This is a genomic window from Amycolatopsis sp. NPDC104587, from assembly GCF_055583645.1.
In genome coordinates, this window is record NZ_JBVJNO010000006.1 from 457975 (window position 1) to 477817 (window position 19843).

Sequence of the window (19843 nt, forward strand, 5' to 3'; positions counted from 1 at the left end):
CTCGAAAGTTTCTCGTCTTGCCTCGTGAAGAGAACGTTAGGCAGGACGGGACTCTTCCGGATCGCCCGTTGGTGTGGTGCCCTTCTCAGGATGCGGGAGGCCGCCAGAGATCCACGACACTCACGCCGACCTCGGCCAGCAGCCGGCGCGTCAGCGGCAGGCTGAGACCGATGACACTCGTGTGGTCGCCGTCGAGGCCTTCGACGAACCAGCCGCCCAGGCCGTCGATCGTGAAGCCGCCGGCGACGTGCAGCGGCTCGCCGGTGCCGACGTAGGCGTCGATCTCCGCGGCGCTCGGCGTGCCGAACCGGACGCCGGTCGACATCGAGCCGGAGGCCTCCTTGGCGCGGGTCCCGCCCTCGAGCCGGACGACCGTGTGACCGGTGAAGAGTTCACCGGATGAGCCCGCCATCGCGGCCCAGCGCTGCCGCGCAATGTCCGGGGTGGCCGGTTTGCCGACCATCCGCCCGCCGATGTTCAACATCGAGTCGCAGGCGACGACGACGGCGTCCGGGTGCGCGGCGGCGACCTGGTCGAGGACGGCTTCGGCCTTGGCCGCGGCGAGCGCCATGACCAGCTCGGCGGGCTCCGGCTCGGTCAGCGACGCGGCGACGGCGTCTTCGTCGACCCCGGAGACGAACACGGCCGGGTCGAGGCCCGCCGAGCGCAGCAGGGCGAGCCGGGCGGGGGACTGGGAGGCGAGGACGAACTGCACCCCGGGAACCTACCCGGGCCGGGGGTCGTGACCGAATTGTGACCGCCGTCACCCGGGTGCGGAGTTAGTTTGTTGTGGCTCGCAACATATGGGCGGCGCGGGTGCCGCGAGGAGCTCGGAGGTGACCCCGATGACGGTACGGGTGACGGGTTCCGCCTTGGGGCCGCGATCGCCGTGGTGGGTGAAGCGCCGCCCCTCGAAGGGCCGTGAGCCGCTCCGGACCGAGCCCCCCTCGCTGCCCAAGGCCGCGCCGAACTAGACCACCGCTCCCGCGGTCCGTGCGGGCCTGTCGCTCCGGTCACCCGACACCGGAACGACAGGCCTGCCCGGTTTTCAGGCCGTGGCGGTTTCGGGCGCGGCCGGCGCCGGGGTCTCCCAGCGCGGCTTGACCTGCCGCATCACCGCGGCCGAGACGATGCCCAGCAGCAGCACCACCATCGGCAGCAGCATCGTCACGCGGGCCGCGTCGGTGAGTCCACTGTGGACCGCGTCCGAAGCCAGCTTCCCCGCCTGGGCCGCGATCTCCGCCGGCAGCCCCGACATCGGCGACGGACCACCCGAGGAGCCGAACTCGCCCGTGCTCGCGGCCGCCTTCGCGATGCCCTCCGCGAACGGCGCCCGGTACTGCTCCGGCAGCTGCGTGGCCGCCTTCGCCGCTTCGTCCGTGATCGACGCCGTCACGCGCGCCTGGAGCAGCACGCCGATCGCCGCCGAACCCAGCACGCCGCCCACCTGGCGCGAGGTGTTGAAGATGCCCGACGCCGTCCCGGCCAGCCGCGGCTCGACCGAGCCCATCGTCATGTTGCTCATCGGCGAGAAGATGCAGCCGATGCCGAGCCCGCACAGCAGCAGCGCCGGGATGAAGCTCCACGGGCTGCTCGTCGGCGACGCCTGCAGCGCGATGACACCCAGCCCCGCGGCGAGCGAGGCGAGGCCGAACATCACCAGGTACTTGCCGTTGACCTTGTCCGACGCGCGCCCGACGAACGGCGCGATGATCCCGGACAGCAGCGACATCGGCGCGGTCAGCAGGCCGGCCATGGTCGGGGTCAGCCCGAGCACCGACTGGATGTAGATCACCAGCGGCAGGAACATGCCGGTCATCGCGAAGCCGACCGTGGTCGCGGTGAGCGTCCCGGCCGAGAAGTTCCGGTTCGAGAACACCTGCAGCGGCAGCAGCGGCTCACGCTTGTTGAACCGTTGCCACGCCAGGAAAGCCACCAGCAGCACCACACCGGCGCCGATGATCTCGAAGACGGTGATGCCGCCCCAGACCGTGCCCCAGTCGTACTGCTGGCCGTTCTGGACGCCGAACACGATGCAGAACAGGGCCGCGCTGGAGAGCAGGATCCCCAGCAGGTCGAAGGAATGCGAGTGCTTCGGCTGCCAGTCCGGCACCAGCATCAGCGTCAGGACGATGGCGATCACGCCGATCGGCACGTTGACGTAGAAGATCCATTCCCAGCCGAGGTGGTCCACGAGCACCCCGCCGAGCAGCGGGCCGGCGATGGTCGCCAGGCCGGCGACCCCGCCCCACATGCCCATCGCCGGGCCGCGCTTGGCCGGCGGGAACAGGTGCGTGATGAACGCCAGCGTCTGCGGTGTCATCAGCGCGGCGCCGAGCCCCTGCACCGCACGCGCGGCGATCAGCATCTCGACGTTGCCGGACAGGCCGCACCACAGCGACGCGCCGGTGAACACGACCAGCCCGGCGAGGAACACGCGCTTCGGGCCGAAGCGGTCACCGAGGCGGCTGGTGAACAGCATCGGCACGGCGTAGGTGAGCAGGTAGACGCTGATCACCCAGACGACCGAGTTCAGTCCGGCGTTCAGCTCGCGCAGCATGGTCGGGATCGCGATCGACACGATGGTCGTGTCGAGCAGGATCATGAAGAAGCCGAGGCACAGCGCGCCCAGCGCGGCCCACGGGTTAGCTTGTCTTGCGTTCATCGTCGTCTTCCTTGGTGATGAGCGTGAGCCTGGGTTGTTCGCAGTCCTGGAACGGGATCCGCCCGGACGCGAGGTCGTCGACGAGCCGCTCGGTCCACTCGAGCTCGAACTTCCGCTGGTCGCACTTGAAGCGCCAGTCGAGCCAGTAGATCGGCGGCGTCGCGTCTTCGGCCAGCCGCTGCAGCACGGCCTGGTCGGCGGCCACCGCGGCGCGCAGCCGCGTGACCCGGTGGTCGAGCTCGATCAACGAGGTTTCGCGCCCCAGTTCGTCGATCACGGCGAGCCCGGACAGGTAGGCGGGGAACTCCTCGACGAGGTCGCCGAGCAGTTCGCGGCCGCGCTGGTTGAACGCGTCCAGGCCCGCCTGGGTCATGCCGTAGACGGTCCGTTCGGGCCGCCGTCCGTCACGCTGCGTGTCGACGACCTCGACAAAGCCGTCCCGGTGCAGGCGTTCGACGGTGTGGTAGAGCGAGCCCGCCTTCACGTTGACCCGCGTGCTGACGTACCGCTCCCGCATGAGCTGGGCCATCTCGTAAGGGTGCATGGGCTTCTCGTGGAGCAGCTCCAGCACCGCGATGCCGAGTGGGGTCAGCTTGGCCGAGGCCATGGTCGTTGGTCCCTCCGGGTGACTCCAGGTCGTTTATTCCACGTGGACTATACGGCGCAGACTATGCCGGCGTCCACGGTCGGTTCTGTGACCGTGCGTACACGGTCTGGAAGCTTCCATGATCCGGTCTCGGGGCTCCGGTGGCTTCTCTCGGAACGCTCTCGGCGGGTAAGCGTCGCAGCCGGACTAACCGTACTATAGTGCAGGTAAACGTATTATAGTACGCCAAGTGAAAGGCGGCTGATGGAACTGAATCGACCTCTGGCCACGGTGACGCCGACCTTGGACGGTGACGTGCTCGCAGCCCTTGTCGGATACGAGAGCACGTTCACGACCGGGCAGCTGCACCGAGTGCTGGGCCGGCACTCGGAGGAGGGGATCCGGAAGGTGCTGCGACGGCTGGTCGGTCAGGGCATCGTGCGTGCGGAGCGTGTCGGCAACGCGTTCGCCTACGAGTTCAACCGTGATCACTTGGCGGCCGAGCACGTCGTTGGTCTGGTGGGCTTGCGCGAAAAGCTGCTGCGACGGATCGAATCCGCTCTCGAGTCCTGGATGCCCCGGCCGAAGTACGGCGCGGTCTTCGGTTCGGCGGCGCGAGGCTCGATGACGGTCGAGAGTGACATCGACTTGCTCCTGGTCCGGCCGGACGGCGTCGACGAAGATCGTTGGGGGGTTCAGGTCGACGGCTTGGCTGCCGATGTCTCCCGATGGACGGGCAATGACGCCCGGATCCTCGAGTTCACCGTGGCTGAAGTCATGAACCGCGGCCGGGACGAGCCTGTGCTGAGCGATGTCCTGCGCGAGGGGCTCACTGTGGCTGGTCGGCATTCCTGGCTGGACGGGCAGATCCGGAAGAGAAAGAGCTGAAGTGTGGACGAAAACGTGCAGTGCGGAGGTCATGCGGGGCCGGCTGGCGAAGGCGGAGCAGTTCTGGGAGGTGGCCCGCGAACTTGTCCACGATGATCTCGGCAAGCGCGCGGACGCGTATGTGACGCTTTGTGTGCATGCTGGTATCGCTGCGGCTGATGCTCTTTGCTGTGCCGGGCTCGGCGAGCATGCGCAAGGGGAGAGTCATGCCGACGCCGTCGAGAAACCCTGATGGTGCGTGCTCGCCGGAGGGTTCCTGTCTGAGTCTTAGTAGTTCGTCCTAAGAACTATGTATAGTCAGTTCGTAGAACGAACTAAATCTGGAGGAACCATGGTGCACTTCGGGATCGGGGTGTCGACGGCCGTCGCCGCCGTGGAAAAGACCCTGCGGCTCGCCGTCCAGGTCGACCGGGCCGGGCTCGACCTCGTCACCGTCTCCGATCACCCCTACTACGCCGACCGGCTCGACGCCTACGCCGAGATCGGCGTTCTGCTCGGGCGCACCGAACGGGTCTCCGGCCTGGTCAGCGTCACCAACCTGCCCACGCGCCACGCGCCGATGCTCGCCAGGACCGTCACGTCCTTGTCCGCGCTGAGCGGCGGGCGGATCGTGCTCGGCATGGGCGTCGGCGGGCTCTGGGACGACATCGCCCGGCTCGGCGTCGCCAAGCTGACGCCCGGGGCGGCCGTGCGGGCGTTCGAGGAGGGGATCCGGCTGGTGAAGCTGCTCGGCGGGGGCGGTGGGCCGGTCACCTTCGACGGCGAGTTCTACCAGGTCACGAACCTGGAGCCGGCCGAGGAAAACGTGCCGCCCGTGTGGACGGGGTCCGTCGGGCCGAAGTCCCTCGCCGTCACCGGGCGGGTGGCCGACGGGTGGCTGCCCGGCCGTGCCGCCGACTGGCTCAGCGAGCGCTACCGCACCTCCCGGCCGGTGATCGACGAAGCCGCGGCCGCCGCCGGACGCGAGCCCGCCGACGTCGTCACCGTTTACAACTTCCCCGGGCGGATCAGCGAAAAGCCGCTCGCGAAGACCCGCGCCGACGACGGGCGCTGGATCGGCGGCTCGCCGGCGCAGTGGATCGAGGAGCTGACCGGCGCGGTGCTGGAGCACGGCGCCGCCGGGTTCGTGCTCTTCGGCCCCGGTGGCAGCACTCCCGACGAGACCGCCGCCGCCCGGTGGGCCGAGGAGATCGCGCCCGCCGTGCGGGAGGCCGTCGCGAAGTAGGCTGGTGTGATGGGGAAACGCGGGGAGGACCTCGGCGTGGTGGCCGGGCTCGTGCGGGCGTCGTTCCTGGTGAACGCCGTCTACGCCGAGTCGGCCCGTGAATACGGGCTCACCGTGCAGCAGGGCCAGCTGCTGTGCGTGCTGATGGGCCGGCCCTACGGCATGGGCGACCTCGGCGCGACGCTCGGCCTGGAGAAGTCCAGCCTCACCGGGCTCGTCGACCGCGCGGTCCGGCGGGAGCTCGTCCGCCGTGAACCCGACCCGGCCGACCGCCGTGCCGTGCGTGTCGTGCTGACGGCCGAAGGTCGCGTCCTGGCGGAGGACTTCTACGCGGCGACGTGCCGCCGCGTGGCCGACCTGGCTGCGAGCCTGGGCACCGAGGACCGCGACCGGCTCGCCGCGCTGCTCGGGACGGTCGTCCGCGAGAACGAGGTCCCCATCGTGTTCCTCGACGCCCTTTCGCGCTAGGAGCCGGGCAAACCCGAAGCGCGCCAAGCACCGTCGCCGTGGTGAAGCGGCTTCCGCAGCGCGGTCGCGTGGTCGCCCCACCACGACGTGCGCGGCTTCGGCTTCTCCGAAGACGCTGGAGCCGAAGCCGCCGCGGCGACGACCGCCGTCAGCGCCGCCAGCTCGGCGTCGCTCGGGTTTCCTCTGACCACCCGCAACAAGGGCTTGCGCTCCTCGCTCACAGCGGGATGTTCCCGTGCTTCTTGGGCGGCAGCGCCTCACGTTTGTTGCGCAGCAACGACAACGCCCGCGCGACGTGCCCGCGGGTGTGCGCCGGCACGATCACCGAGTCGACGTAGCCGCGCTCGGCCGCCGCGTACGGGTTCAGGAGCGTGTCCTCGTACTCCTGGATCAGCTCGGCGCGCAGGGCGTCGACGTCGCGGCCTTCGGAAGCGGCGTTCGCCAAGGTCTTGCGGTGCACGATGTTCGCCGCGCCCTGCGCGCCCATCACCGCGACCTGCGCCGTCGGCCAGGCGAGGTTGATGTCGGCGCCGAGGTGCTTCGACCCCATGACGTCGTACGCGCCGCCGTAGGCCTTGCGCGTGATGATCGTGACCAGCGGAACCGTCGCCTCCGCGTAGGCGTAGATCAGCTTCGCGCCGCGGCGGATGATGCCGTTCCACTCCTGGTCGGTGCCCGGCAGGAACCCCGGGACGTCGACGAAGGTCACCACCGGGATGTTGAACGCGTCGCAGGTGCGCACGAACCGCGCGGCCTTCTCGGACGCGTCGATGTCGAGGCAGCCGGCGAACTGCGTCGGCTGGTTCGCGACCACACCGACACTCTGGCCGTCGACGCGGCCGAACCCGACGATGATGTTCGGCGCGAACAGCTCGTGGACCTCGAGGAACTCCCCGTCGTCGACGACGCGGGTGATCACCTCGTGCATGTCGTACGGCGTGTTCGGCGAGTCCGGGATGATCGTGTCCAGCTCGCGGTCGGCGTCGGTCACGTCGTCGAAGAACCCGGCCGGCGCCTCCGACGCCTCGAACACCGGCGCGTCCGACAGGTTGTTCTGCGGCAGGTAGGAGAGCAGCTCCTTGACGTAGGCGATCGCGTCTTCGTCGTCGGAGCCGAGGTAGTGCGCGACGCCGGACTTCGTGTTGTGGGTGCGGCCGCCGCCGAGCTCCTCGAAGGTGACGTCCTCGCCGGTGACCGTCTTGACCACGTCCGGGCCGGTGATGAACATCTGCGACGTCTCGTCGACCATCACCACGAAGTCGGTCAGCGCGGGGGAGTAGACGTGCCCGCCCGCGTTCGCGCCCATGATCAGCGAGATCTGCGGGATCACGCCGGACGCCTTGACGTTGCGGTTGAAGATCTCGCCGTACAGGCCGAGCGAGACGACACCCTCCTGGATGCGCGCGCCGCCGCCTTCGTTGATGCCGATGATCGGCCGGCCGGTCTTGATCGCCAGGTCCATCACCTTGACGATCTTCTCGCCGTACACCTCGCCGAGCGCGCCGCCGAACACCGTCACGTCCTGGCTGAACACGCAGACCGGGCGGCCGTCGATGCTGCCGTAGCCGGTGACGACGCCGTCGCCGTACGGGCGGTTCTTCTCCAGCCCGAAGTTGGTCGAGCGGTGCCGGGCCAGTTCGTCCAGCTCCACGAACGAGCCTTCGTCGAGCAGCAGCTCGATCCGTTCGCGCGCGGTTTTCTTGCCCTTGGCGTGCTGCTTCTCCACCGCGCGGGCCGAGCCCGCGTGCACCGCCTCGTCGTACCGGCGGTACAGGTCGGCCAGCTTGCCGGCCGTGGTGTGGATGTCCGGTTCATCCTCGGGCGGCGTCCCGAGCGGCTCCGTCGCACTGCTCATGGCACCGGAGCTTAACTACTTGTCGGTCACTTCGCGTGTGGCGTAGGCAACGTCCATGAAGATCCGGTTGCTGACCCCCACGGACCTGCCTGCCTGCTCCGACCTGGCCGAATCCCGGTCGTGGCCGCGTGAGCCGCCGAAGTGGGCGATGCTGCAGGACATCGGGCAGGTGTTCGGGATCGACGCGCCGGACGGCGACGGCCTGGCCGCCTCGGCCGCCCTGGTGTCCTTCGGCGCGGTGGCGTCGATCTCGATGGTGCTGGTCGCGCGCCGCTACGAGCGCCAGGGCCTGGGCCGCGCGATCACCGCGCAAGCGCTTGCGGCGGCAGGCGACCGGGTGGTCTGGCTCCACGCGTCGAAGTCCGGACAGCCGCTGTACGAGTCGATGGGCTTTGTCCTCGACGGCGGCTGCCAGGGCCACGTCGGCACCTTCGCCGACGACGGCGGGCCGGGAGCTTCGCCGGGTTCGTTGCCGGACGTCTTCCCGCTGGACCTGCGCGCTCAAGGCGTGAACCGGCGGCCGCTGCTGGAGCGGCTGGGGACGCCGTTCGTCGTGGCGGGCGGGTTTGCGTTCGGCGTGGACATCGGGCACGTGACGGTGATCGGCCCGGTGGTCGCGGAGACGGAGGAGCAGGCGAAGGCGCTGATCCGCGGGGTGGCGCGGTCGACGTCCGGCGAAGTGCGCGTGGACCCCGACTTCCGGTTCCCGGCGCTGACCGCGTGGATCCGCGAACGCGGGCTGGTCCCGGGCGCCCTCGCGCCGCGGCTGGTCCTCGGCGGCCGCACGCTCCCGGGTGACCCGGCACGGAGGTTCGCGCCGTTCACCCGGGCGGTGGGCTGACCTACCCGGCGGCCGCCGGGATCGGGTACTCCGGCAGCGTGATCGCCTCGGCCGGCGGTGACATGAACTTGCCGGCCAGCCCCGACACCCGGCCGAGCACCGGCGACGCGGCCACGCGCACCACGGTTCGGAACGCGGTGAGCTGCAGGCGGGAACGGGGGTGGGCGATCTGCGGCGCCCCCGGCGGGAGCTGCTGCGCCTTCGTGACCAGCGGACGCAGCACTTGTTCGTAGCGGGCGAAGGCGTCGCGCGGGTCGTCGTGACCGGCGAGCTCCCCGGCCAGGACGTAGGCGCCGGCCAGGGCCAGCGTGGTGCCCATGCCGCTGATCGGGGACGCGCAGTACGCCGCGTCGCCGAGCAGCGCGACCCGGCCGCGGCTCCAGGTCCCGAGCTTCGCCTGCCCGACGTCCTCGAAGTACAGGGAGCCGTTGTCCAGCTCGGCGAGCACGCGCGGCGCGGCCCAGCCGACGTCGGCGAAGGTCGCCCGCAGGACCGCGACGACGTCGTCGCGGCCGAGCCGGTCCAGGCCGCGCACGTCGGAGGTGAAACCCAGGGACGCCTGGGTGGTGCCGAGGTTGTCCGGGCGCAGGGAGAGGGTCCGCCCTCGCCCGCACGCCAGCACGCGCCAGCGGTCGGTGTCGTCGCCGGTGCGCGGGATCGCCAGGAAGGCGCTGTAGAGGCCCAGTTCGTCGATCCGGGCGTCGGGCATGACCAGCGCGCGGCTGCGTGAGCGGAGGCCTTCGGCGAGGACGACGGCGTCGAACCGGCGGCTCGCGCCCTGCTGGAACTCGACGTCCACGCCGGAGCCGTCGTCGTGCAGGGCGGTGATCTGGTCCCCGAAGACGTACTCGGCGTCGTTCCTGGAGTGCTCGTAGAGGATCTTGGCGAACTGACCGCGGAGGATCTCCAGCTCGGCGGTGCCACCGGACGTGTCGTCGGTGCCGCCCGCAAAGGTGGCGATCGCGCGGCCGTGCTCGTCGACGAACTCCGTGCCGGTCTCCCCGGTGTGCGCGGCGCGCACGGCGTCCTCCAGGCCCATCCGGCGGATGACCTGGCGCCCGACCCCGCGGACGTCGATGTTCTGGCCCTGCTCGCGCACGTGGTCGAAGCGCTCGACGACGGTCACGTCCCAGCCTGCCCGCGAAAGCCACGAGGCCAGGGTGGGGCCGGCGATACTGGCGCCGGAAACGAGGATGCTGCGACTCAAGGTGTACCTCCCTTGAACCCACCGTAGCCGTCCTGAGCCTCAGCCCGGGCGGACCAGCCCCGACTCGTACGCCGTGATCACGAGCTGGGCGCGGTCGCGTGCCGCGAGCTTGTGCAGCAGCCGGCCGATGTGGGTCTTCACCGTCGCGATGCCCAGGTGCAGGCGCGCGGCGATCTCGTCGTTCGAGAACCCGCGCGCGATCAGCGTCAGCACTTCCTGTTCGCGCGCGGTGACGCCGTCCAACCGGGTCACCGGGCCGGCCGGCAGCCGCGCGAACTCCGCCACCAGCCGCCGGGTCACCGACGGCGCCAGCAGCGCGTCGCCGGAGGCCACCACTTCGATGGCCGCCAGCAGGTCTGCCGGGCGCGTGTCCTTCAGCAGGAAGCCGCTCGCGCCCGCGCGCAAGGCCGCGTAGACGTACTCGTCGAGGTCGAACGTCGTCAGCATCAGCACCCGGACGTCGGTCTCGGCGCAGATCCGGCGGGTCGCCTCGATGCCGTCCATCTCCGGCATCCGGACGTCCATGAGCACGACGTCCGGCTTCTCACGCCGGGTCAGCGCGACCGCCTCGATCCCGTCGGACGCCTCGCCGACCACGCTCAGCCCGGGCGCGCTGTCCACCAGCACGCGGAAACTGCCGCGCAGCAACGCCTGGTCGTCGGCGATCAGGACGCGGGTCATCGGGCCACCGCCGTTTCGTAGGGGAGCCGCGCGAAAACGCGGAAGCCGTGGCCGGACGGGCCCGCGCTGAACTCGCCGCCGTAGACCGCGACGCGTTCGCGCATCCCGATCAGGCCGTGGCCCGGGGTCGCGACGCCGCCGCGGCCGTTGTCGAGCACTTCGATGCTCACCTCGCCGTCGCCGCCCGTGACGTGGATGCGGCACGTCGTCGCGCCCGCGTGTTTGACCACATTGGTCAGTGCCTCCTGCACGATCCGGTACACGGACTGGCCGACGCCGTTCGGCAGCTCGTCGAGACCGTCGACGACGAGGTCGACGGCCGGGCCCGCGACCTGCGCGCGTTCGGCGAGCGCACGCAGGTCGTCGAGTGTCGGCGCGGGCGCCAAAGCCGGGACGCCGGTGCCGTCGCGCAACACTCCCAGCATCCGCCGCAGCTCGGCGAGCGTCTCGCGGCTGGTGTCTTCGATGACGCGCAACGCGTCCCGCGCCTGGTCCGGCTGCTCGAGGGCGACGTGGTTGCCGACCGCCGCCTTCACCGCGATCAGGCTCATGCTGTGCGCGACGACGTCGTGCATCTCCCGCGCGATCCGCAGCCGTTCGGCCGAAACTGCTTGGCGCGCATGGTTTTCCCGCTCGATCACGGCGTACTCGCGGCGGGTGCGGACGGTGATGCCGAGCACGAACCCGACCACCAGCGCCGAAACGCTGAAGTTCACCGTCGTGGCCGCGCTCGGGTTTGACACGACCAGGGCCAGCACGCCCAGCTCGATCATGCCGACCGCGAGGCCGATCTGGCCGAACCGGCGGTTCAGCCGGACCACCACGACGTAAAGCGCGCATCCCGCGCCGACCACGGCGACGCCGAAGACCGGGCCGCCGATGGGGACGGCGGCCGCGGCCAGCACGAGGCTGAGCACGTAGCTGCCGAGTGGCCACCACCGCCGGAGCACGATCGGGAGGACGCTCGTCAGCAGGATCGTCCAGCCGAGCCAGGCGGGCAGCCACGCCGGGAGCGTCCACGCGCCCGCGGCGAGGTTGCCGCCCGCGCCGATCCCCAGCACGAGCGCGGCCAGCACGTCGAGTGCCACGCGGATTCGCATGGACCGAACGTAATGCGGCCGCGCGGTGGAAGCGTCAACCCTGGGTCGGACGCTCCGCGTACTGCTTCTTCACGTACTCGACGCGGTCGGGCGTCCAATCCGGCAGGTCGACGCCGTGGGTCGCGGCGAACAGCTTGTCGAGCTGTTCGTGCCGCCTGGCCAGCTGCGCGGGGACGTCGGCCTCGGCGGCTTCGGTGAGCTCGACGCTTGTGCCGTCGAGCGGGTCGTGGAGCACGTGCCAGCCGGGTTCGCCGGGCAGCAGCGCCCGGACCTCGTCAACGGGCTTCCAGACCAGGTCGCGGCGGAAGCGGATGGTGCCGTCCGGCAGGACTTCGCCCGCGTCGAGGCCGAACTCCGTCACGTAGGACGCCATCCGGTCGTGCCACTGGCCGGGCTGGGTGAAGGAGCGGCCGGACAGCCGCGCGTCGAGGGCGTCGAGGCAGACGTCCCAGCCGGCGGCGTTGCGGCCCGCCGCGAGCTTCGCGATCGCGGGGTCGCCGCGGCCGAAGGTGTGCGTGAACTCCAAGAGGCTGCCGTCGCCGTCCGGGGACACCAGCCAGCGCAGGGTGTCGTCGTTCCAGACGAAGGTGAACTCGCGCGGCGGGTCGACGGTGACGACCCGGCCGGTCGTTGTGTCGTCTTCACCGGGGAAGGTGAACCGGATGGCGCCGCCCGCGCGCAGGTCGACGTCGACCTGCGCAGGGAACCAGTGCGCCAGCTCGGCCGGGTCGGTGAGGGCGTGCCAGACCTTCTCGGGCGGGTGCTCGAGACGGCGTTCCAGCCTGAGCACGGGGCGATCGTCGGCGGTCAGCAGCTTCGCGGGCACGGCGTCCTCCTGTCAGGGTGCCTGTGCCCGTATATAACCACCGTGGCATATTCGGGTCAAGCGCCGCGGACGGCGGCGACCGCGGCGGTGAGCTCGGGGTCGCCCGCGGCCTTGTCGAGCGCGGTCCGCAGCACCGAGCAGTACGTCGGCTCGGTCTCGGCGTAGCGCTTGCGGCCGGCGTCGGTGATCACCGAGTAGACGCCGCGACGGTCGTCTTCGCACAGGTCGCGGATGGTCAGGCCGGCGTCTTCGAGGCGCGCGCACATCCGGCTGACCGAGCTCTGGTTGAGCCCGATCGCCTCGGCGAGCTCCTGCATCCGCAGGCCGCCGCGCGGGCCTTCGACCAGCTTGCCGAGTGCGCGGTACTCGGACAGGCCGAGCCCGTGGCGGCGGTGCAGCGCCTTGCCGAGCTCCTGCTCGATGCGGGCGTGCAGGACGAGAACGCGTCCCCACGCCTGTTCGTCGACGGTCATGTGCGGCCTCCTCTTGACATCAGGATAGCTGTAGGGACAGTCTTTATATGTACATGCAAGTAATTGAGGGGACTCTCATGACGCGGAACTTCCTCTTCCTGGTCGGCGCGGCGCGGGCCGGCGGGAACACGGAGATGCTGGCCCGGCGAGCGGCGAAGGAGCTGCCGGCCGACGCGGAGCAGCGGTGGCTGCGGCTGCCCGAGCTGCCGCTGCCGCCGTTCGAAGACCGCCGCCACGGCGCCGGCGAGCACCCGGAGCCGGGGCCGAACGAGCAGCTGCTGATGGACGCCACCTTCGCGGCGACGGACATCGTGATCGTGTCGCCGGTGTACTGGTACTCGGTCGCGGCGAGCGTGAAGCTTTACCTCGACTACTGGTCCGGCTGGATGCGCCTGCCGGTCGAGTTCAAGCCGAGGATGCGCGGCAAGTCGCTGTGGGGCGTGAGCGTCCTGAGCGAGACGGCGCGGGAAGCCCAGCCGCTGATCGGGACGCTGGAGCTGTGCGCCGAGTACCTGAGCATGAACTGGGGAGGAGTGTTGCTGGGCAACGGAAGCCGCCCCGGCGACGTCCTGCTGGACGCTGACGCGATGGCGGCGGCGGAGACGTTCTTCAGCAAGGCTCTTGTGACCGCCTAGGCGTCTGCCGCGATCAGGCGCAGGCCGAGGACCAGGTCGGCGCCCGAGGGGGCGTGGTCCGGGTCGACCAGCCACTGGAGCATCGCGCCCGAGAGCAGGGCTTGGTGCACCGTGCCGGCGGCCCGGGCCTCGGGGCCGCCGTCGTCGAGGCCCTGGAAGAGGTTCGCCAGGCCAAACCGGGCCAGCTCGAAGGCGTTCGCCAGCTGGGCCCGGACCTTCTCGTCGAGGTCCGGCTGCGAGCAGGCCTCGAAGGTCATCGCCCACATCCGGCGGTGCGCCTCGAACGACTCGATGACGCGCTGCCAGATCAGCTCGAAGCGCTCGGCCGGTGACGCGTCCGTGGGCGTCTCGGCCCGCAGGACTCCGGCCAGCGTCTCGCCCCACTCCTCGTTCGCCTCGATCAGCGCGGCGTTGAGCAGCGCCTCCCGCGAGCCGAAGTGGTACCCGATCGCGGCCATGCTGACGTCCGCCGCCGAGGCGAGGTCGCGCACCGTCGTGCGGGCGTACCCCTTCTCGTTCAGGCAGCGCTTCGCGCCCGCCAGCAGTGCTTCCTTGTTGCCCATGCCGAGAGCCTAGCACGATCGTCTTAGGCGAACGCATTGCGCGATCGCCCAAATCGCGGTTATGGTTCTCGGCATGCAGAACAGACGAGTCCTCATCTCCGGCGCCAGCGTCGCCGGCCCCGCCCTGGCCTTCTGGCTCCGCCGCCACGGCTTCACGCCGACGGTCGTCGAACGCGCGCCCCGGCTGCGTGATGGCGGCTACGCGGTCGACTTCCGCGGCGCGTCCCTCGACGTCCTCGACCGGATGGGCCTGCTCGGCCGGGTCGAAGCGGCGGCGACCCGGATGGGCGACGTGTCCTATGTGGACGGCGACGACCGGACGCTGGTGGTCACGCCGTCGACGTTCCAGAGCGGTGAGCTGGAGATCCTGCGCGGCGACCTCTCACGCATCCTGCACGAGGCGACCGCGGACGACGTCGAGTACGTCTTCGGCGACTCGATCGCCGGAATCACCGAGCACCGCGACGGCGTCATGGTCACCTTCGAACACGGCGAGCCGCGCGAGTTCGACCTGGTCGTCGGGGCCGACGGGCTGCACTCGAACGTCCGCTCGCTCGTCTTCGGCGACGAGTCCTGGTACCGGCGCGACCTCGGGTACTACGTCTCGATCTTCACGGTGCCGAACCACCTCGGCCTCGACCACGTCGGCCGCTTCTACAACGAGCCGAACCGTACGGTCGGCGTGTACAGCGCGCGGGACAACAGCGAGGCCAAGGCGCTGTTCTGGTTCGGCTCGGACCCGCTCGGCTACGACCACCGCGACGTCGAGCAGCAGCGCCGGATCGTCGAAGAGCGCTTCGCCGATGTCGGCTGGGAGACGTCGACGCTGCTCAAGGCGATGCGCGAGGCACCGGACTTCTACTTCGACTCGGCCAGCCAGATCAAGCTCGACAGGTACTCGGACGGCCGGGTCGTGCTGGTCGGCGACGCGGCGTACTGCGCCGCACCGCTTTCGGGCATGGGGACGAGCCTCGCGATCGTCGGCGCGTACGTGCTGGCCGGCGAGCTCGCGGCGGCCGGCGGTGACCACCGGAGCGCGTTCGGCGCGTACCAGGAGGAGATGCGCGAGCTCGTCGCCGCGTGCCAGAAGCTGGCCGAGGGCAACGGGAAGTGGTTCGTCCCGCCGACGCGCACGTGGATCCGCATGCGCAACCTCAACTACAAGCTGCTGCCGTACCTGCCGTGGCGCAAGCTGATCGAGGAGCTGCCGCTCAAGGCGGGCAACACGATCAAGCTCAAGCGCTATGCGGCGGCGCCGGCGTGACACCCCGGCGGCTCGCGATGCCCGCCATGTTCTCCTCGCCCCAGTCGCCCAGGGGCAGCAACGCGGTGTTCAGCCGCTGACCGAGGCCGGTCAGCGAGTACTCGACCTTCGGCGGGACCTCCCGGAACACCTCGCGGTGCACGATCTCGTCCGCCTCCAGCTCTCGCAGCGCCTGGATCAGCATCTTCTCGCTGATGCCCGCGACCTTCCGCTTCAGCTCGCCGAACCGCAGCGGCTCGGCGTGCAGCGCCCACAGGATCAGGGCCTTCCAGCGGCCGCCGACCACGTCGATGGCCGCGTCCAGTCCGCAGCGGTAGGTTCTCGCCAGCATGCGCCGATCCTTACCTTTTGGTGAGTACCCGACTTATTAGTCGGTACTTGTCCATTGTAAAGCGCATCAGCAGCATGGAACCCATGGGAGAAAGCACAAAACAGGTGGGCGTGCTCGGCCTGGGCCGGATGGGCGCCGCGCTCGCCGGGGCACTGCTGGGGGCGGGCCACGACGTCGTGGTGTGGAACCGGTCGCCGCTCAAGGCGGGTCCGCTGCTCGACCAGGGAGCACGGCTCGCGGCCACCCCCGCGGAAGCGGCCGCGGCGGACGTCGTCATCAGCTGTCTGTCCACATACGACACTCAACAACCGGTACTGGCGGCGGCCGCGCCGAAGCTGCTGGTCAACCTCACTTCCGGGACGCCGGAGCAGGCCCGTGACGTCGCGAAGTGGGCGTCTTCGCAAGGCATCGACTACCTGGACGGCGTGATCATGGCCGTGCCCCAGGGCATCGGGACGCCGGGCGCGCGGATTCTTTACAGCGGTTCCGAAGCGGCGTTCACAGCACAGCGTGACGTGCTGGAAGTTCTGGGGGAGCCGGTGTTCCTCGGCGAGGACGCCGGACTGGCGGCACTGTACGACCTGGCGTTGCTGGGAATCATGTGGTCGACGATGGGCGGCTACCTGCACGCGCTGGCCCTGGTCGGCACCGAGGGGGTCACACCGGAGAAGTTCACGCCGATGGCACTGGGCTGGCTCTCGGCGGTGGGCGGGTTCCTGCCCGGCATCGGCGCGCAGGTGGCCAGCGGCGAGTACGAGACCGACGTCTCGGCGCTGGACATCAATGCGGCCGGGCTCGGCCTACTGGTGGAGACGAGCCGAGCGCAGGGGATCGGTGTCACGGTCCCGGCCGCCCTGCGGGAGCTGTTCGACCGCGCGGTGGCATCGGGCCACGGCGCGCACGCGATCGCGAGTGTCATCGAGGAGATCCGGTGAAGTACCTGGGCAAGAAGGCGGTGGTCACGGGCGGCACCCACGGCATGGGGCTGGCTGTGGTGAAGGCCCTCATCGATGGCGGGGCCGAGGTGCTCCTGACCGGCCGCGACGTCTCGCGGTTGGCGGGCAAGCTGCCGGCGCACGTGCTGTCGTCGGACGCGGCGTCCCTTGCGGACGTCGACGAGCTGGGTTCGGTGGCGGCGGAGACGCTTGGTGAGCTGGACCTGGTGTTCGTCAACGTGGGGTTCGCGACGCTGACCCCGTTCGCCGAGACGACACCGGAGATCTACGACCGGACGTTCGCGGTAAACACCCGGGGCGCGTACTTCACGGCGCAGCGGTTGGCGGGGTTGGTGCGGACTGGGGGATCGTTCGTGTTCACGACCTCGGTGGCGGCGGAGGCCGGGATCGCCGGGATGGGGCCGTATTCCGCGGCGAAGGCGGCTGTTCGGTCGTTCGCCCGGACGTATGCGGCCGAGCTGGCGCCGCGAGGGATCCGGGTGAACGTGGTCAGCCCGGGTTACACGGACACCCCGACGATGGGGGTGACGGGGGTGCCGTCGGAGGTGCTGGCGGCGTTCAAGGAGACGGGTGACGAGGTGACCCCGTTGAGGCGGCATGCGACTGCGGAGGAGGTGGCGGCGGCGGTGTTGTTTTTGGCTTTTGAGGCGACTTTTACGACGGGAGCGGATCTTCCGGTGGACGGAGGGTTGGGGCAGCGGCTGACGTTGCCCGCCTGAGGGGGGTGGGCGGGGGCCCGCGAGACGCGGCGTGGCTGGGCGGCCGAGTAGCGCGGGTAGGCGGCGGCCTTGTGGCGTGGGTGGGTGGTGGCGGGCCTTGTGGTGTGGCGGGTGGACGGGCATCTCGCGTGATTGAGCGGGTATCACGCGTGATCGGAGGGGCATTTCGCGTGATTTAGCGGGCATTACGCGTGATCGGCGGTGGGCGGAGGTCCGCGTGGCGGGGCCGGTGCGTCACCCTGCCTGGGTGAGGTGCGCGGCCAAGCCCGTCACGCCTGGCGCGCGGTCCGGGCGGAGGACCAGTTCCTCGTCGTAGTCGCCGCCGTTCTGGGTGCGGAAGGAGATTGGCTCCGTGGTTTCCAGCGACTCCAGGCGTTTCCGCAGGAGTTCGCGCGCCTCGGTGAAGTGGTTGTCGGACACTCGGTCGGCGCCGTAGACCGCGAGTGGGGGCAGGACCGTCATTCCCGCGTAGAACAGCGTTCCGTGGTGCAGTGGGAACAGGACCTCGTCCAGGGCGCCGTTCACCCCGCGCGGGCCCATGGCCGGTTCGCGGGCGCCCGCGGTGAGGACCGCCATTGCGCGCTTGCCCTTGAGGCGGCCTTCGCCGTAGCGCAACGTTCGGCCGTCTTCTGCTCGAATGCCGTAGGCGAAACCCTTTACGAAGACGCGGTCGAACCAGCCCTTCAGGATCGCCGGCAGGCCGTACCACCACAGCGGGAACTGCACGACGAGCGCGTCCGCCCAGTCGAGCTTTTCCTGCTCCGCCACGATGTCCGGGCTCAGCTCGCCCCGCGCGTGCGCCCGCGCCGACGTTGCTCCGACCACCAGGCGCTCGTCGCCGGCTTCGGCGCCGAAGTCGGCTGCGTCGACCACTGGGTTCCATTTCATCGCGTACAGGTCCGACTCCCGGACCTCGTGACCGAGCTCGCCGAGCGTCCGGAGCCCGCCGTCGCGGAGGGCGCCGCTCAGTGAGCGGGGCTCGGGATGCGCAAAAACCCACAACACGTTCATGACCTCGATGGTCACTCGACCTCCTCGGTCGATCGAGTGGCCTGATAGCCAACATGTGCAAGAATCGAGCCATGGCCGAATTTGTGCACCCCGGGCGTCACCACGTTGCCGTGCTGGTCCGGCACGGTCTGCTCGTGATGGAGCTGGGCATCGTCCACCGGCTGTTCGGGCAGGCTCGCTCGGCGTCGGGCGAGCCCTTGTACGAGGTGGTGACCTGCACCCTCGAGCCGGGCCCGGTGCGCACCGACACCGACTTCACCATCCCCATCGACCGCGGTCCCGAGGTGCTGGCCGAGGCCGACACGGTGATCGTCCCGGCGTCCTCGGCCGAGTACGAGCCGATGGCGCGGGTGCTCACGCCGCCGCTGGCCGCGGCCCTGGAGCGCATCCCGGCGGACGCCCGGATCGCGTCGATCTGCACCGGCGCGTTTGTGCTCGCCGCCGCCGGCCTGCTCGACGGCCGCCGCGCGACCACCCACTGGCGCTCCGCCGAGGAGCTGCAGGACCGGTTCCCCGAGGTCGATGTCGACCCGTGCGTGCTCTACACCGACGAGGGCAACGTCCTGACCTCCGCGGGGGTCGCTTCGGGCATCGACCTCGTGCTGCACATGATCCGTCGCGATCACGGCACGGCGGTCGCCAACGAAGTCGCCCGCGGCACGGTGGTGTCCCCGCACCGCGAAGGCGGCCAGGCCCAGTTCGTCCGCCGGCCGGTGCCCGAACCCCGCACGTCCTCCACCAAGGAGGCGCGTGCCTGGGCCCTGGAGAACCTGCACCGGCCGCTCACCCTGCGCGAGCTCGCCGCCCGCGAGGCGATGAGCACCCGCACGTTCACTCGCCGATTCCGCGAGGAGGTCGGCATCTCGGCGCTGCAATGGTTGACGCAGCAACGGATCGAGCGCGCCCGCCAGCTCCTCGAGGAGTCGGACCTGCCGGTCGACCGGGTCGCCACCGAAGCCGGGTTCGGCACGGCGGCGTCGCTGCGCCAGCACTTCCAGGTGGCCCTCGGGGTGTCACCGAGCGCCTACCGCTCGACGTTCCGCGGAGAACTGGCGACGCAGGCGGGCTGAATCCGGCTAGCGTGGTCGGCCATGGACGACTTCTACGTCAGCCACAGCCGGTTCACCGACCCGGGAGCGCAGTCGTCCTGGCTCGACGGCACGCCGGACGACCTCGCGGCCCTGCGCCTCGCGGCGTCCGAGCTGATGTTCCACTACTGGGCGCAGGGGGACATCGCCGAGCACGGCTTCCCGTCGGCGCGGCGCGAACCTGCGCTACGCCTCGGACATATTCGCCCGCCTGCGCCAGCTCGACCCGGCGCCGCCGGGCGGCCCGCGTCAGCCGCTCAAGCGGATCGTCGGCTGCTGTCGTGACTTCTTCCTCCTGTTCGTTTTGATGGCGCGGCACCACGGTTTCCCGACCCGCGCCCGAGGTCCACGACGGCGCCGAGTGGCACCTCGTCGAACCTCAGTTCCCGGCTGGGTTCGGTGAGTTCGACCTCCTCGACGTGCCCCGCGACCGCTTCCTGACCGGCGCCGACGCGTGGACC

The 19843-nt window shown here is 70.3% G+C and carries 24 protein-coding genes; 11 read left to right on the forward strand and 13 right to left on the reverse strand.

The genetic code is table 11. The annotated features are described in order from the left end of the window. Positions 1-85: 85 nt before the first annotated feature. From ACZ61C_RS21055 to ACZ61C_RS21065, 3 genes are all read right to left on the reverse strand, one after another. The gene (locus ACZ61C_RS21055; RefSeq protein WP_465309107.1) at positions 86-715 is read right to left on the reverse strand and encodes a Maf family protein; all 630 of its coding nucleotides are present in this window, start codon (positions 713-715) and stop codon (positions 86-88) included. A gap of 333 nt (positions 716-1048) precedes the next feature. Next, the gene (locus tag ACZ61C_RS21060; RefSeq protein WP_465309109.1) at positions 1049-2665 is read right to left on the reverse strand and encodes a DHA2 family efflux MFS transporter permease subunit; all 1617 of its coding nucleotides are present in this window, start codon (positions 2663-2665) and stop codon (positions 1049-1051) included. After that, on the reverse strand, positions 2646-3272 hold the full coding sequence (locus ACZ61C_RS21065) for a PadR family transcriptional regulator (protein WP_465309111.1): 627 nt from the start codon (positions 3270-3272) through the stop codon (positions 2646-2648). Before ACZ61C_RS21065 ends, ACZ61C_RS21060 begins: the two co-directional genes overlap by 20 nt. Positions 3273-3515: 243 nt before the next feature. On the opposite strand from ACZ61C_RS21065, the gene ACZ61C_RS21070 reads away from it, so the two are divergent. The 4 genes from ACZ61C_RS21070 (at position 3516) to ACZ61C_RS21085 (ending at position 5832) form a co-directional block, all read left to right on the forward strand. Next, entirely contained in the window at positions 3516-4139 is a 624-nt protein-coding gene (locus ACZ61C_RS21070; protein WP_465309113.1) for a nucleotidyltransferase domain-containing protein, read from the forward strand. A gap of 1 nt (position 4140) precedes the next feature. Beyond that, positions 4141-4371, forward strand: coding sequence for a hypothetical protein (locus ACZ61C_RS21075; RefSeq protein WP_465309115.1), 231 nt, complete (start codon positions 4141-4143; stop codon positions 4369-4371). Positions 4372-4470: 99 nt separating this feature from the next. Then, on the forward strand, positions 4471-5364 hold the full coding sequence (locus ACZ61C_RS21080) for an LLM class flavin-dependent oxidoreductase (RefSeq protein WP_465309117.1): 894 nt from the start codon (positions 4471-4473) through the stop codon (positions 5362-5364). A gap of 9 nt (positions 5365-5373) precedes the next feature. Beyond that, on the forward strand, positions 5374-5832 hold the full coding sequence (locus ACZ61C_RS21085; RefSeq protein WP_465309119.1) for a MarR family winged helix-turn-helix transcriptional regulator: 459 nt from the start codon (positions 5374-5376) through the stop codon (positions 5830-5832). Here ACZ61C_RS21085 and ACZ61C_RS21090 read toward each other — a convergent pair. Both ACZ61C_RS21090 and ACZ61C_RS21095 read right to left on the reverse strand, forming a co-directional pair. Next, positions 5829-6053, reverse strand: coding sequence for an acyl-CoA carboxylase subunit epsilon (locus ACZ61C_RS21090; protein ID WP_465309121.1), 225 nt, complete (start codon positions 6051-6053; stop codon positions 5829-5831). The two genes, ACZ61C_RS21085 and ACZ61C_RS21090, sit on opposite strands and share 4 nt — an antisense overlap. Continuing rightward, the gene (locus tag ACZ61C_RS21095) at positions 6050-7687 is read right to left on the reverse strand and encodes an acyl-CoA carboxylase subunit beta (protein WP_465309123.1); all 1638 of its coding nucleotides are present in this window, start codon (positions 7685-7687) and stop codon (positions 6050-6052) included. Before ACZ61C_RS21095 ends, ACZ61C_RS21090 begins: the two co-directional genes overlap by 4 nt. A 55-nt stretch (positions 7688-7742) precedes the next feature. On the opposite strand from ACZ61C_RS21095, the gene ACZ61C_RS21100 reads away from it, so the two are divergent. Next, positions 7743-8528: a GNAT family N-acetyltransferase gene (locus tag ACZ61C_RS21100; RefSeq protein WP_465309125.1), complete on the forward strand. Its 786-nt coding sequence runs from the start codon at positions 7743-7745 to the stop codon at positions 8526-8528. Between the two features lies 1 nt (position 8529). On the opposite strand, the gene ACZ61C_RS21105 is transcribed toward ACZ61C_RS21100, so the two are convergent. From ACZ61C_RS21105 to ACZ61C_RS21125, 5 genes are read right to left on the reverse strand one after another with little or no spacing between them, the layout of a single operon-like run. Then, on the reverse strand, positions 8530-9735 hold the full coding sequence (locus ACZ61C_RS21105; RefSeq protein WP_465309127.1) for an FAD-dependent monooxygenase: 1206 nt from the start codon (positions 9733-9735) through the stop codon (positions 8530-8532). Positions 9736-9774: 39 nt separating this feature from the next. Further along, positions 9775-10416 (reverse strand): response regulator, encoded by a 642-nt coding sequence (locus ACZ61C_RS21110; RefSeq protein ID WP_465309129.1) that lies wholly within the window; start codon positions 10414-10416, stop codon positions 9775-9777. Continuing rightward, the gene (locus ACZ61C_RS21115; protein ID WP_465309131.1) at positions 10413-11516 is read right to left on the reverse strand and encodes a sensor histidine kinase; all 1104 of its coding nucleotides are present in this window, start codon (positions 11514-11516) and stop codon (positions 10413-10415) included. Before ACZ61C_RS21115 ends, ACZ61C_RS21110 begins: the two co-directional genes overlap by 4 nt. Positions 11517-11550: 34 nt before the next feature. Beyond that, positions 11551-12342: an SRPBCC family protein gene (locus ACZ61C_RS21120; RefSeq protein WP_465309133.1), complete on the reverse strand. Its 792-nt coding sequence runs from the start codon at positions 12340-12342 to the stop codon at positions 11551-11553. A gap of 56 nt (positions 12343-12398) precedes the next feature. Next, on the reverse strand, positions 12399-12815 hold the full coding sequence (locus tag ACZ61C_RS21125) for a MarR family winged helix-turn-helix transcriptional regulator (RefSeq protein ID WP_465309135.1): 417 nt from the start codon (positions 12813-12815) through the stop codon (positions 12399-12401). 77 nt (positions 12816-12892) lie between these two features. On the opposite strand from ACZ61C_RS21125, the gene ACZ61C_RS21130 reads away from it, so the two are divergent. After that, the gene (locus ACZ61C_RS21130) at positions 12893-13450 is read left to right on the forward strand and encodes a flavodoxin family protein (RefSeq protein WP_465309137.1); all 558 of its coding nucleotides are present in this window, start codon (positions 12893-12895) and stop codon (positions 13448-13450) included. On the opposite strand, the gene ACZ61C_RS21135 is transcribed toward ACZ61C_RS21130, so the two are convergent. After that, positions 13447-14013 carry a TetR/AcrR family transcriptional regulator gene (locus ACZ61C_RS21135; protein ID WP_465309139.1) on the reverse strand — a complete coding sequence of 189 codons (567 nt, stop codon included), beginning with the start codon at positions 14011-14013 and terminating at the stop codon, positions 13447-13449. The genes ACZ61C_RS21130 and ACZ61C_RS21135 overlap by 4 nt on opposite strands. Positions 14014-14086: 73 nt before the next feature. Here ACZ61C_RS21135 and ACZ61C_RS21140 point away from each other — a divergent pair, with 73 nt between their 5' ends. Continuing rightward, complete coding sequence (locus tag ACZ61C_RS21140) at positions 14087-15277, forward strand: FAD-dependent monooxygenase (RefSeq protein WP_465309141.1); 1191 nt, start codon at positions 14087-14089, stop codon at positions 15275-15277. Here the strand turns inward: ACZ61C_RS21140 and ACZ61C_RS21145 are convergent. Then, complete coding sequence (locus ACZ61C_RS21145; protein WP_465309143.1) at positions 15249-15608, reverse strand: winged helix-turn-helix transcriptional regulator; 360 nt, start codon at positions 15606-15608, stop codon at positions 15249-15251. The two genes, ACZ61C_RS21140 and ACZ61C_RS21145, sit on opposite strands and share 29 nt — an antisense overlap. A gap of 83 nt (positions 15609-15691) precedes the next feature. Between ACZ61C_RS21145 and ACZ61C_RS21150 the strand changes: the two genes are divergently transcribed. Together ACZ61C_RS21150 and ACZ61C_RS21155 are read left to right on the forward strand one after the other, a co-directional pair. Then, complete coding sequence (locus ACZ61C_RS21150; RefSeq protein WP_465309145.1) at positions 15692-16543, forward strand: NAD(P)-dependent oxidoreductase; 852 nt, start codon at positions 15692-15694, stop codon at positions 16541-16543. Next, on the forward strand, positions 16540-17283 hold the full coding sequence (locus ACZ61C_RS21155) for an SDR family oxidoreductase (RefSeq protein WP_465309147.1): 744 nt from the start codon (positions 16540-16542) through the stop codon (positions 17281-17283). The genes ACZ61C_RS21150 and ACZ61C_RS21155 overlap by 4 nt, the downstream gene beginning before the upstream one ends. A gap of 234 nt (positions 17284-17517) precedes the next feature. On the opposite strand, the gene ACZ61C_RS21160 is transcribed toward ACZ61C_RS21155, so the two are convergent. Further along, positions 17518-18294 carry an NAD(P)H-dependent oxidoreductase gene (locus ACZ61C_RS21160; protein ID WP_465309447.1) on the reverse strand — a complete coding sequence of 259 codons (777 nt, stop codon included), beginning with the start codon at positions 18292-18294 and terminating at the stop codon, positions 17518-17520. A 71-nt stretch (positions 18295-18365) separates the two neighbouring features. Here ACZ61C_RS21160 and ACZ61C_RS21165 point away from each other — a divergent pair, with 71 nt between their 5' ends. Together ACZ61C_RS21165 and ACZ61C_RS21170 are read left to right on the forward strand one after the other, a co-directional pair. Then, positions 18366-19364 carry a GlxA family transcriptional regulator gene (locus ACZ61C_RS21165; protein ID WP_465309149.1) on the forward strand — a complete coding sequence of 333 codons (999 nt, stop codon included), beginning with the start codon at positions 18366-18368 and terminating at the stop codon, positions 19362-19364. A gap of 21 nt (positions 19365-19385) precedes the next feature. Beyond that, entirely contained in the window at positions 19386-19667 is a 282-nt protein-coding gene (locus ACZ61C_RS21170) for a hypothetical protein (protein ID WP_465309151.1), read from the forward strand. Positions 19668-19843 lie beyond the last annotated feature (176 nt).